The sequence below is a fragment of the Paenibacillus sp. TCA20 genome (genome assembly GCF_000732325.1).
GTDB lineage: Bacteria > Bacillota > Bacilli > Paenibacillales > Paenibacillaceae > Paenibacillus > Paenibacillus urinalis.
This window is the reverse complement of the sequence record NZ_BBIW01000011.1, coordinates 98,323-111,130: the sequence shown is the minus strand read 5'-3', so window position 1 is coordinate 111,130 and position 12,808 is coordinate 98,323. Positions and strand designations below refer to the sequence as shown.

At 46.3% G+C, this 12,808-nt stretch carries 10 protein-coding genes and 1 riboswitch; of the genes, 3 read left to right on the top strand and 7 right to left on the bottom strand.

The features are described 5' to 3' along the window. Positions 1-232: 232 nt before the first annotated feature. Complete coding sequence (locus TCA2_RS19405) at positions 233-763, top strand: GNAT family N-acetyltransferase (RefSeq protein ID WP_047913271.1); 531 nt, start codon at positions 233-235, stop codon at positions 761-763. An 89-nt stretch (positions 764-852) separates the two neighbouring features. Continuing rightward, positions 853-3,141, top strand: coding sequence for a DEAD/DEAH box helicase (locus tag TCA2_RS19400; protein ID WP_047913270.1), 2,289 nt, complete (start codon positions 853-855; stop codon positions 3,139-3,141). 135 nt (positions 3,142-3,276) lie between these two features. Here TCA2_RS19400 and gcvPB read toward each other — a convergent pair whose 3' ends face one another. The 3 genes from gcvPB to gcvT are packed head-to-tail and all read right to left on the bottom strand — an operon-like array spanning position 3,277 to position 7,294. Then, complete coding sequence (gene gcvPB, locus TCA2_RS19395) at positions 3,277-4,761, bottom strand: aminomethyl-transferring glycine dehydrogenase subunit GcvPB (protein ID WP_047913349.1); 1,485 nt, start codon at positions 4,759-4,761, stop codon at positions 3,277-3,279. 47 nt (positions 4,762-4,808) lie between these two features. Further along, the gene (gene gcvPA, locus TCA2_RS19390) at positions 4,809-6,161 is read right to left on the bottom strand and encodes an aminomethyl-transferring glycine dehydrogenase subunit GcvPA (RefSeq protein WP_047913269.1); all 1,353 of its coding nucleotides are present in this window, start codon (positions 6,159-6,161) and stop codon (positions 4,809-4,811) included. Beyond that, positions 6,161-7,294 (bottom strand): glycine cleavage system aminomethyltransferase GcvT, encoded by a 1,134-nt coding sequence (gene gcvT, locus TCA2_RS19385; protein WP_047913268.1) that lies wholly within the window; start codon positions 7,292-7,294, stop codon positions 6,161-6,163. The genes gcvPA and gcvT overlap by 1 nt, the downstream gene beginning before the upstream one ends. Positions 7,295-7,590: 296 nt before the next feature. After that, positions 7,591-7,732, bottom strand: a riboswitch (glycine riboswitch). A gap of 235 nt (positions 7,733-7,967) precedes the next feature. Between gcvT and gcvH the strand changes: the two genes are divergently transcribed. Beyond that, positions 7,968-8,360, top strand: a complete 393-nt coding sequence (gcvH, locus tag TCA2_RS19380) for a glycine cleavage system protein GcvH (protein ID WP_047913267.1) — start codon at positions 7,968-7,970, stop codon at positions 8,358-8,360. A 178-nt stretch (positions 8,361-8,538) separates the two neighbouring features. On the opposite strand, the gene TCA2_RS19375 is transcribed toward gcvH, so the two are convergent. From TCA2_RS19375 to TCA2_RS19365, 4 genes are all read right to left on the bottom strand, one after another. Next, positions 8,539-9,051 carry a hypothetical protein gene (locus TCA2_RS19375; protein WP_047913266.1) on the bottom strand — a complete coding sequence of 171 codons (513 nt, stop codon included), beginning with the start codon at positions 9,049-9,051 and terminating at the stop codon, positions 8,539-8,541. A 107-nt stretch (positions 9,052-9,158) separates the two neighbouring features. Further along, positions 9,159-9,383 (bottom strand): cysteine-rich CWC family protein, encoded by a 225-nt coding sequence (locus tag TCA2_RS26750; protein ID WP_081872678.1) that lies wholly within the window; start codon positions 9,381-9,383, stop codon positions 9,159-9,161. 56 nt (positions 9,384-9,439) lie between these two features. Continuing rightward, positions 9,440-10,054, bottom strand: coding sequence for a hypothetical protein (locus TCA2_RS19370; RefSeq protein ID WP_047913265.1), 615 nt, complete (start codon positions 10,052-10,054; stop codon positions 9,440-9,442). Between the two features lie 206 nt (positions 10,055-10,260). Continuing rightward, on the bottom strand, positions 10,261-12,261 hold the full coding sequence (locus TCA2_RS19365) for a DNA mismatch repair protein MutS (RefSeq protein ID WP_047913264.1): 2,001 nt from the start codon (positions 12,259-12,261) through the stop codon (positions 10,261-10,263). Positions 12,262-12,808: the final 547 nt, after the last annotated feature.

Here is a 12,808-nt window from a genome sequence, read left to right as displayed (position 1 = left end):
ATTAATTCTTTATCTTTTCCAACACTTTCACGGTATTCGCTCCATGCGGATACCGTTTTTTTTATCTAATATCCCCTATACCACCATCCCATCCACTCTGTTTATCATGCATCCTCTTATTTGGTTTAAATCAATCTATACCTGGTGCCTGCTCCGTCTCTAAAATAGAATGAAATGGAGTGGTTACAGAAATTGTGAAATACATAGATATCATGATAATAAAGGAGATTCCATGTACAAAGATAAGGAAATTACGATCCGACCGATAGAACAGGGAGATTTGCCACGTTTATGGGAGCTGATCTACAAGGAAGAGAATCCGGAGTGGAAGCAGTGGGATGCACCTTACTTTGCTCATCATACAAAGAGCTGGGAAGAGTTTGCTGAGATGCAGGATAGCTGGATTGCATGCGATCATCGCTGGGTCATCACGACGCATGAAGAGATATGCGGCTTGGTTTCCTACTATTATGAGGATGAGCAGAAGAATTGGCTGGAGATGGGGATTGTGCTGCATCAGCCGAACAGCTGGAACAAGTTGGTGGGAACCAGAGCCTTAAGCTTATGGATCGATCATTTGTTTAATCATTTGCCTCTTGCTAGAGTGGGACTAACGACTTGGTCAGGGAACACCCGAATGATTCGGGTCGCTGAGAAGCTGGGGATGCAGATTGAAGGCCGTATCCGTAAGGTTAGATTCTATAATGGAAAGCACTATGATTCCATCCGGATGGGAATGCTGCGCGAAGAGTGGGAGATATGAGTTCGTAAATTCCAAAAATTGCTATTTTTAGCGGGCATGATTATACTTATCGATAGAATAGCTAATCCTATGAGGAGGATCCAATCCCAATGAATTTAGCCATTAAGATGATGCGAGAATTCAAAAACCGCGATACCCAAAATAAGCTGAAAAGCTATCAGGATAAAGTGGAACTCATAAGGAAATGGAATTTGGAAACATGGGACGATCAGCAGCTTCAAGTAGAATCACTCAGGTTGAGAACGAAAGCAAAATTGGGTATACCTTTGGACGAGCTGCTTGTGGATGCTTATGCGCTAGTCTGCGAGACGGCGAAGAGAACGCTTGGATTACAGCCCTACGATGTCCAGATAATAGGTGCAATCGCTCTGCATGAGGGCTATTTGATAGAGCAGCATACCGGCGAAGGAAAGACGCTTTCAGCTGTTATGCCTGCTTATCTAAATGCATTAACCGGTAAAGGCGTTCATGTGCTGACATTCAATGATTATTTGGCAAATCGGGATGCAGTGTGGATGGGACCGATCTATCGTCTTCTAGGGTTAACGGTAAGCTCAGTTCAAGCGGGTATGAGCTTCTCCGAGAAACGGGAAGCATACGCACAGGATATTACCTACGTTACGGCTAAAGAGGCAGGATTTGACTATTTGCGGGACACAATCGCACTGGATGAGGCGAATACTGTGCACCGTTCTTTCCACTATGTCATCGTTGACGAAGCGGATTCGCTTCTTCTCGATGAAGCAAGGGTACCGCTAGTCATTGCCGGAGAATCGGATTTTTTAAGTAGAGACGTTACTCGTTTCACAGAAGTAGCCAGGCAGCTCGAGCAAGATGAGCATTATGACTTCGATGAGTTCAAGCGGAATGTATATTTGAATGAAGCAGGCGCTGCGAAAGCGGAAGAGCTGCTCGGATGCGGCAATTTATATGAGAGCCATAATAGTCATATTTTATCTTCGTTAAATTGTGCGCTGCATGCAGAATATTTATTAGTAAAAGACGTCGATTACATCGTCCGGGACGGTGTAATTGAACAGATCGACGAATATACCGGCCGCGTGGCGGAGAACCGGCATCTGCCGGACGGGCTGCAAGCGGCGCTTGGGGCCAAAGAAGAGCTCGAACTCTTAGGCGGCGGGAAAATTCTTGGGACGATCACTCTCCAACACTTCCTTAGCCTTTATCCTAAGATTTGTGGAATGACGGCTACCGCGCATGCATCAGCCATGGAGTTCGAAGATATTTATGCATTGCAGGTTGTACAAATCCCGCCAAACCGTCCGAACATTCGAATTGATCAGCCGCATCGAATTTATACTCATAAAGAAGCCAAGCTTAAGGCACTTGTATATGAAATATCGTCCGTCCATAGGGAGGGACGCCCAATTCTAATTGGTACGTCAAGCGTCGAGGAGTCTGACATGCTGGCGAAGGCGCTGGCTGCTGCAAACGTACCTTGTCATGTTTTGATTGCGAAGAATGACGCTGAGGAAGCTGATGTTATCGCCAAAGCGGGAGAGATTGGTGCGGTGACCGTGTCTACGAATATGGCGGGACGCGGCGTCGATATTCGGCTCGGCGGGGGTAACCCCACGCAAGCAGAAGAAGTTGCTAAACTAGGCGGATTGTACGTGATTGGTACGCATGTGCACGAAAGTGTGCGGATCGACGACCAACTGCGCGGACGTTCCGGCCGCCAAGGGGACCCCGGAGGTTCGGTATTCTTCGTAAGCTTGGAGGATGAGTTGATGCTGCGGTTCGGCATTGATAAAGCAATTCGTGTTCCAAAGCAGGATGAGGCTCTCGATGATCCTGTGCTTCGTAACAAAATTACACATATCCAGCGTGTTATTATGGGGCAAAACTTTGATATCCAAAAGGAACTGAATTCATATTCGGATATGGTGGAGGATCAGCGGCGAATTCTGTTCGAGGAGCGGCTCCGAATTTTAAAAGGGGAGAAGTCAATGAGTCCTTCGGAACAGCGAGTTCGGCTTTTTTATATCGATCAGTTTTGGGCTGAACATCTGTCATACGTTTCGTACATTCGAGAAGGCATCCACCTAGAGAGCATTGCTAGCCGCAATCCGATTGACGAGTTTCATGCCCAAATCTCCGAAGCATATGAACAAATTCCGGCTAAAGTAAATCGCGAGACTGAGAATATGCTTATAAAACTTGAAGGTTCAAATGATCCGGCAGAATGGGAGAGGTTCGGACTAATGAGTCCTACTTCCACTCGGACTTATATTATTAACGATCAATACAGTCAGAATAAGCGCAGCTCATGGAGCACCACGACGATAATGGCTTATTATATCCGTAAAATCATGAGGCGGATATTGTGGCCGGTACATAAGCTGCCAAAATTGTGATGCAGCTTTCTTAAAGCTAAATTCTTTTTATACAAAATAAAGAGGTGCCCCTAAGTCAATATGACGCTTCGGACACCTCTTGTTTATTTTAATTTACGTTCCAATATATCAAGCCGATGCTAACTACATATCGAATTAGCTGCAAGCGCAGTTAAGGACAGGCTTACGTGCAGCTGTCGTTTCATCCAAACGAGTCACCGGTGTACCGTATGGAGCATTAAGCACGAGCTCAGGATTCTCCTCGGCTTCCTTGGCAATGCGGATCATCGTGTCGATGAAGCCGTCGAGTGTTTCTTTGCTTTCGGTTTCTGTCGGTTCAATCATGATGCATTCTTCCACGTTCAGTGGGAAGTAGATCGTTGGCGGATGATAGCCGAAATCTAGCAGGCGTTTGGCCACATCAAGTGTACGTACACCATACTGCTTCAAGCCTTTGCCCGACATAACGAATTCATGTTTACATACACCAGGATATGGAACTTCGTAATAGGGCTCAAGACGTTTCATCATGTAGTTGGCATTAAGCACTGCATACTCGGAAACTTGACGCAGTCCAACCGGACCATAGGTACGGATATAGGCATACGCACGGACAAGAATGCCGAAGTTACCATAATAAGCTTTAACACGGCCGATGGATTGCCCTACTTCACGATCCAAGTAGAATGTTCCTTCTTCTGTACGTTTCACGTGTGGTTTCGGAAGGAACGGCACGAGCAGCTTCTTCACGCCGACCGGACCAGCACCCGGACCGCCGCCGCCATGAGGAGTACTCATCGTTTTATGCAGATTCAAGTGGACCACGTCAAAGCCCATATCGCCGGGACGAGCAATACCCATAATCGCGTTGGAGTTAGCTCCATCGTAATACAGAAGACCGCCGGCATCATGCACGATCTTGGCAATTTCCACAATTTGTTTCTCGAACAGACCGAGTGTATTCGGGTTCGTCAGCATGAGTGCGGCTGTATCATTACCTACAGCTGCACGCAGCTCATCCAGATCGACCAGTCCCTCAGCAGTTGAAGGAATCGTCACCGTCTCAAAGCCTGCCACTGTCGCACTGGCCGGGTTCGTACCATGGGAAGAGTCAGGTACGATGACCTTGGTACGAACTTCACCGCGGCTCTCATGATAAGCACGAATCATCATCAGTCCTGTCCACTCACCATGCGCACCGGCTGCCGGCTGAAGCGTCACTTCGTCCATTCCAGTAAGACCTGCGAGGTCGGATTGGAGCTGATACAGCAGCTCAAGTGCTCCCTGTACACTTTCTTCCGGCTGATAAGGGTGAATCTTGGCAAATCCGGTATAACGGGCGACATCCTCGTTTATCTTCGGATTGTATTTCATCGTACAAGAACCCAGCGGATAGAAGCCGTTATCTACACCAAAGTTACGGCGGGACAAGCTTGTATAGTGGCGAACGACATCCACTTCATATACTTCTGGCAATGCAGCTGCTTCCTTACGCAAAAATCCAGAAGGAATGAGCTCAGCCTGACTGACCTGAGGTACATCAAGCTCGGGCAAGGAGTATGCGACGCGACCTGGTTTGCTCAGTTCAAAAATCAGCTTCTGCTCAGGAGCCTCTGATCCAGCTGTTCTTGCAAAATCCAGTTCTGCTGTCTCGTTCTGAACCTGTGGTTTCTCTGCTTCAATCTTACTCACAGCAATCCCTCCAATACCGCTTTGAATTCATCGATTTCTTCTTTGCTCCGGCGTTCTGTAACGGCAATCAGCATATGACCGCTTAGTTCCGGGTATTCACGTCCCAAATCATATCCACCGATAAATCCTGCAGCGAGCAGCTTGCTCTGTACATCTTCCATGCTCGTATGGTCCGGCAGCTTAATCACAAATTCGTTAAATGTCGGTGAAGTGAAAGGAGTGCTTACCCCCTCAATAGAAGCTAATGTCTGCTTGGCATAATGACTCTTCTGCAAATTAAGCTCCGATACATCAAGCATGCCTTGTTTGCCGAGCAGCGACATATAGACCGATGCACTTAGTGCAAGCAGAGCCTGGTTGGAACAAATATTGGAGGTCGCTTTTTCGCGGCGGATATGCTGTTCACGAGCCTGCAGAGTAAGCACAAAGCCTCGTCTGCCATAACGATCCGTCGTTTGACCGACAATTCGTCCAGGAATTCTGCGCATGTGGGCCTGGGATACAGCAAAGTATCCACAAGTAGGGCCGCCATAGGAGCCTGCAATTCCTAACGGCTGAGCATCACCAACAACGATATCTGCACCAAGCTTACCCGGAGCTTCCAGAAGTCCGAGTGAAATTGGATTCGCACTGACGATAAGAAGTCCTTTATTGGGATGGATCAGATCAGCTGCCGCCTGAATATCTTCTACACTGCCGAAGAAGTTCGGGCTTTGAATCATCACTGCGGCTGTATCCTCACTGATTGCAGCTGCGAGTGCTTCCATATCAGTGACACCATTCTTATAGCCAATCTCTACGATTTCAAGATTCAGACCATGTGCGTAACTGGCAAGCACCTGACGGGATTCCGGATGCACGGTACTCGATACGACCAGCTTCTTACGACGAGTCGCACTTGCGGCCAGATTGCCGGCCTCTGCAAAAGCGGTTGCACCATCATACATACTGGCATTGGCTACAGCCATTCCGGTAAGCTCGCAGATATAGGATTGGAATTCAAAAATGGCCTGCAGCTCGCCTTGGCTGATCTCGGGCTGATAGGGTGTATAAGCGGTATAGAATTCGGAGCGGGAAATGACATGGTTAATGACAGAAGGTACATGATGGTCATAGATACCTGCACCGAGAAAGCTTGGATGTGTATCTGCGTTCACATTGCGTCCGGCAAGACGGGACATATGACGTGTGAGTGCATATTCGTCCAGCTTAGATGAAACAGGGAGTTCGCCTTTAAAGCGGATTTCTTCAGGAATGTCGGAGAAAAGATCCTCTATCGTTTCAGCTCCGATTGCTGCCAGCATTTCCGCCTGATCTTGTTCCGTCATCGGAAGATAACGATTTGTCATTACGAATTCGCTCCTTTTGCCGCTTGGGCTGTAGGTTTTGGTCTTCTATAAAATGGGGTTTTGATCACTTCTGCCTGGAGGCGTTTCCCCCGGATTTCGACTTCAACAGTGGTACCTGGTTCTGTAAACCGGATATCCAGCAGTGCAAGACCCAGATTGCGTTTGAGGGTAGGTGACTGGGTACCTGTGGTTACCTCACCGATTTGTTCTTCGTCTGCAAAGACCGGATAATGAGATCGCGGAATACCGCGGTCTGTAATCTCAATCCCGACGAGCTTGCGGGTCAGGCCTTCCTCTTTTTGCTTCAGCAGTGCATCCCGACCGATAAAGTCACCAGCTGCCAGCTTCACGAACATCCCGAGACCGGCTTCAAGCGGTGTAATCGTTGCTGAGAGCTCCTGTCCATATAACGGAAGCTTAGCTTCAAATCGAAGTGTATCTCTCGCACCAAGCCCGATAGGAAGCAACCCTTCATCTTCCCCTGCGGCCATAAGTGCAAGCCATACTTGCTGTGCGTCATCAGCACTGACATAAATTTCGAATCCATCCTCACCGGTATATCCCGTGCGCGATAGAATAACGCTGCTGCCGCTCACTTCTGCACCGTCGACAAAACGGAAAGACCCCAGCTCAGCAAGATTCACATCGGTTACTTTGGATAATATAGCTTCAGCCTTTGGACCTTGCAGTGCGAGCAGAGCGGTCGCATCCGATTCATTGACCATCTGTACGTTCTCCGGCAGATGCTCTTGCAGCCATGCCCAATCCTTATCAATATTGGATGCATTCACAACGAGCATGAACAACTGATCGCTGCGCTTGTAGACAAGTAAATCGTCCACAACACCACCGGTTGGGTAGCACATAAGTGTGTATTGTGCCTGACCAATTTCGAGCAGGGATATGTCATTGCTCAGCATTCCTTGCAGGAAGTCGGCTGCATTCTCGCCTTCTACTCGAAATTCACCCATATGGGATACATCGAACAATCCAGCCTGCTGTCTAACAGCCTCATGTTCTTTCTGGATTCCGCTGAAGGAAACCGGGAGCTCCCAGCCTCCAAAATCAATACAGCGTACATTTGGATATTGTTCATAAAGAGGGAAAAGCGGTGTTCTCAATAATTGGGACATAATTTTCACCTCGTCAAAAGCCGGCTTCCGGCTGTAGTTAGATAGAAGGAATGAAGAAGAATAATTAGAATAAAAAATTTAGGAAAAGGGAAAAAGGGCTATTGGAAAATGGAAAAAGAAAAGGACAGGCCAAAGAAAAATACACGCAAATAAAGCATGTGTTCTTCTTAGGCTCTGTCCTTGGTACCTGAGAGTTACCCCGTATGCTGCTCACGAGTTTCCCCTTGGGTGATCCTTTTATTAACAACGTTCGCTTCTAGTAGCAGGCGAACGGTTATGGATGCTCTCCAGAGTCGCGTCCGGTAAAAGTCCTTTTGCCTGAGAGATTCACCCTTTGCTTATCAATGGGCTTACTCCTTCGGCGTTACCATGCGGATAATGTCTCTGCTCAGAAGCTCAGAACAAGAATCCTGCGGTAATCTCTCCCTTTACGTTCAACCGCTTAATGAGCTAGAATGTTCGGAAATAGCGAACTCTTCCGCTCAATCTAACGCTTATACTACATTAATACGTGATTAAATCCGAAAAGTCAAGGAGTATATCCATAAAACATATTTTTTGTTAGCATTCTTGACATTGTGATGAGGATTGTTTTACGCTATGGGTGGAAAAAGGGCAGGAACCAGAGAAGAAACACAATTCTAACTTTTGAAAAAGCGAGGCTGACGAGATCATGAGCGAAGTAATTAACGGTTTGTTGTATAGTGAAGAGCATGAATGGGTTCAAACGTTAGAAGGAGATACGGTTCGTATCGGAATTACTGAATTTGCTCAGCATCAGCTGGGTGATATTGTGTTTGTGGAGCTGCCTGAAGTAGGAACGGACATTAATAGTGATGATAGTATTGGTACGATTGAATCAGTTAAGACGGTATCTGATTTGTTTGCACCGGTAAGCGGTACGATCGTTAGTGTGAACGAGAAGCTTCAAGACGAACCGGAGCTTGTGAATGCTTCACCCTATGGCGATGGCTGGATGATTGAAGTGAAGCTGAGTGGAGATTACAAGGCAGCTCTTGCTAAACTGCTGGATGCCGATGCTTATCGTGCACATACTGAAGAGTAACAAGATATATTATTTAATATATGACGTAATGATTTAAATTGTTTGAGCTGATCTTCCTGTCTGAAGGGGAGGTCAGCTCTTTTTATATGATATTGCATATAATCAATAGTCATAACGCATCATCGCTGTAGTGTCTGTTGTGGAAAAAAATGTTTCTCGTGGAACGAATCTCATGGGGTTAATTAATTTTGTAGAAGCCATCGTGATCTTGTACGATGTGAACAGAAGCAGACCCCGCAGCTGAATTCGAGTAAAGAGCTTGGCTCGTTACCGTGATGGTCGCTTCGCTTACGGGTGGAGATGCAAGAGGGGACCAATAAATGGTGCTGGGCTGTTTCACCTCAAGGGATGTACCCGATGACCTCACCTGATTGCCCGTCAAACCTTCCATAACCAGAAGTTTTCCTGAGGAAGCTGTAACGGTTAGCGGAAATGTGGTGTTTTCTTCTGTTATTTCGATGGGGAATCCAGGAACACTGCTCATCACCATAGCATATTTATCAAGCGGAAATGTAATTTGAAGCGAGCTGTATTGATCGGACTCTGTCGAAATGCATGCAGAGGGAGATATAGCAGAAGGTACATTGGGCCACAGAATAAACGCAGAGGCAAGAAGGATGGATGAGGCAGTAACATAAGTACTTTTGACTTTAGATGGTGAGTGGGTTCTCATTACTTGCGTCTTTATCATGATAACCTCCCAGAAAGTTTAAGTATATATTCAATATAACGTTCACTGCTGCAAAGGTTGTAACGAAATCTAATCTATTGGATGCAATCACATATAGGCCAAGGGCATTAGACTTTTTCTGCTCCCCTGGCATTAAATGCATTCACACAGGCTTCACACACACATGCCTTGCGTCTCTGCTCGTCTGGAATGCGTGCCAGTAGTTCCTTGGGTATAGACAGGCTCATACACCAGCATTCCGTGTGAGGCTTCCCGGCTGCATAGGCACACCCATTAGGCTTATGGCATAAAGGGCAGAGGAGCGGATTAATTTCAATAGAGGATGAAGGCATATTTCACCTGCTTTAGGATAGAGTCATTGTTGATCATGCATGTAAAATGTCGGATTCTATGTTGAGTTCGACTTGCTTGAATTGCGCTCTTGAATTTCAAAGAACAAGAAGCAAGCCAGGTTTAAGGCAAAAAACAAAATGTTAAGCCAGATCTGATTCATATAGAGGATGAAAGAGATCAGAATCAAGAATATGAGCATTAGAGCAGTAACAATAGCATATTCAAATTTAAGCTTAAGTTTATCATATGGATAGCTGAATCCGAAGTTGTATTTGTACATAAGCCAGGATATGATCATCAGCACAGCACTGCTGAAGGTTTGTAACAGAAAAAGGCTGCGTATGCTCTGTTCCAGTACATCTAAATCCCCGTAAATGATGATGATTAAGAGAGTTTGAATCGCACCGTACAGGACGGTAGCTAGTATGGTTCGAAAGGCCGAAGGCAGCAAAGGAATCTTAACCACAATAGTAAAGAATAAGGCTAGGATAATAATGGTAATAGCTGGTACCAAATTAGCGACATTCAGCTCGTTCTGTAGAAAATAGCTCTGTAAATTAACAAGCATAAGGACAAGAAGGGCGCGCTTAGTATAACGGGCAGGATTAATCTTAAATAACGTAATAATAAAGATAAATAGTGCAAATGTCTCAAGTGATGAAAAAAGCATGAATGCTAGAAATTCCAGAATATTCTTCCCCCAGTAATATGTAAATATATGCAATACCCGAACAAAGCAGCTTGACCATAATAATATGTGCTTAACTGTGAAGTAAAGTATTTTTTTATGGAAATATTAAAGATGGACGAGGAAGAGACATTCCCCGTCCATCTTTGTACATTCATTTGCATCATATCACGTATTCAATGGCACACTTAAGACTCATCTCTTGGCATTTCTATGGTGAGTCCCGGAACATGCTTCTTGGACATTTGCTTTCGTTTTTTTCGATTCTCCTTGGTCTGGGATACAACGTCAAAATCATAGTCGTCCGGATACAGCTCTTCGCCTGCAATGTGCAGCTTCACTCGCTGCTTGGCAATTTTCAGTTTTTTTCCTCGAACAAGTACGGTAAGCTTGCCTTTTGGATCCTCTGCTTCGACAATAATTCCTCCTTCCTGCATATAAGGGATGTGTACCCTGTCCCCAATCTGCAGCGGCCGGGCCGGCTGTGTTTCCACTTCGCTTGGTTGAGTTTTTTTGGCAGGGGCAGCTCTCGACTCTCGGCGATCGTTATCTTCCCGAATTGGATGGTCAGGTATTGGTTCTTGAGAATTTGTATGGTGATGCACGATGCTACTCTTCTCTGTGTTACTGCCGACGCCCCGTTGTCCTGACAAATCAGCCACCGTCAACGATGTGGCAGAGATCTGTTTGGAGCGCTCAATAATATATGGCGGAATTCCGAGCTTCAGAGCAATGGCATATGCATAGCTGTTTCCTGCTTCCCCGATTGTCAGGCGATATAACGGCTTAAAAGATTCTGTATCAAATTCCATGCGGGCATTCTCAAATCCGTCAGCCGACGCTGCGAAATTTTTGATCTCCGAAAAATGTGTCGTTGCTACGACCGTCGCCTGCCTTCTATGCATCTCTTCGAGCAGAGCGATAGACAATCCGGTTCCTTCTCCAGGATCCGTACCTGACGCCATCTCATCAATAAGAATAAGTGTGGAAGGGTCCGCCATCTTCAGAATCTCGATAATGTTCTTGATGTGGGCAGAGAACGTACTCAGCTGATGCTCAATGCTCTGACCATCCCCGATATCGACGGCGACTTGTTCAAATACGCTCAGCTGACTGTCTTCTCCGACAGGAACGAGAAGTCCGGACTGGGCCATGAGTGTTAGCAGCCCAATAGTCTTAAGACATAAGGTTTTGCCGCCGGTATTGGGACCTGTAATAATCAAGGACTTGAATGCATCACCAATGTGGAAATCGAGCGGAACCATATTGTTCACGAGCGGATGCCGTGCGGACCTTAATCGAATGACCCCATGATCAACGAGGTGAACGGACCGTCCCTGATAGGAGAGGGCATAGCGTGCCTTGGCGAACAAAAAGTCATATATACCTACGGTATCCGTATTCACACGCAGCTCATATTCAGCTTGGTCTGCCAAACGCGTCAATTCACTGAGTATCTTCATCTCCTCTCGCTGTTCCGCTGCACGATGCAGGCTGAGCTCCATCTGAAGACTGGCGATCTCGTCTGGCTCGATAAATACGGTTTGGCCACTGGCGGATTCGCCGTGAACCGTTCCTCTGATCTGCTTGCGGAATTCCTTCTGGACAGGCAGGCAGTAGCGGTCCCCGCGTTTTGTTATGAGCTGGTCCTGCAGAATAGAACGGTGCTTGGACAGAAGGGTATCCAGCTTCTTTTTCAGCCGTTCCTCGATGACCTGAGCCTGTTTTCTCGTCTTGAGCAGTTCTTTGCTGGCATGATCGGTAATCCGTCCTAAGTAAATACAGCGTTCCACCTCCTCACGTAGGGAATCCAGGGTGTACATGGAGCCAGCATAAGCGCTTATATTGGGGGCGATCTCCCGTTTGGACTGCATGTACTTCATAAGCTGGGTGCAGCTCCGCAGAAATTGCAGGAGATGCATGAAATCCTGTTCCGTAAACAGATAGCCGGTGCCCAGCAGATTCATAATATTTTCGATTCCTGACAATGAAGGAAGTGGGACGCTTGCTCCGTGCCGGATCAGTCCTAGTGCTTCCTCTGTTTCAGCGAGTGCCTGACGAATCTGGGTTAGACGGGTCATGGGAGTCAGTGAATCGATCTGCCGTTCTCCAAGGTAGGATACCGCGTAAGATCGCAGTTGTTCTTTGACAGTACTGTATTCGAGTCTTTGCATGCTTTGATGATTCATGGGTTATTACTCCGTTTTTTTTGTAATTATGAATGACGTTGATGCGGATAAAACAAAAAAAGACGCAAGAAGCGAACAGTAGGGTTCGTTCTTACGTCTGTATGCATGAGTTAATTTATGGATCGGCAAAGGATGCTGCCAAGCCATACAATATAACCTGTGAATCGTCCCGGCCATCAATAAATTGTCCACTACAAAGCATAGATCTCTGTAAATCGATGGTTAAACGGGTACAAAAAAACCGCGCTGCAAAAACAGCGCGGATGAGTTCACAAGTCAATTGGTACATCACTCATGTTCATAGAGAGCTTGATTATCCGCTGTTCTTAACTGATTTCATGAGGCATCTAAAGTCTACACATGTAAATGTGCATTAAAAAATAAACATCGCAATTTCAGGCGATGAAACCATAGACGAGCCTCTGTATGAAATTTGATTAGTTAAGAACGATCACCGACATCAAAAATCTCTCCTTTTTGGATGAGTTACTTCGTATCATATGCTACAGGGCAGCGAAAGTCAACAAATTGAATGTTGGGAAGATGT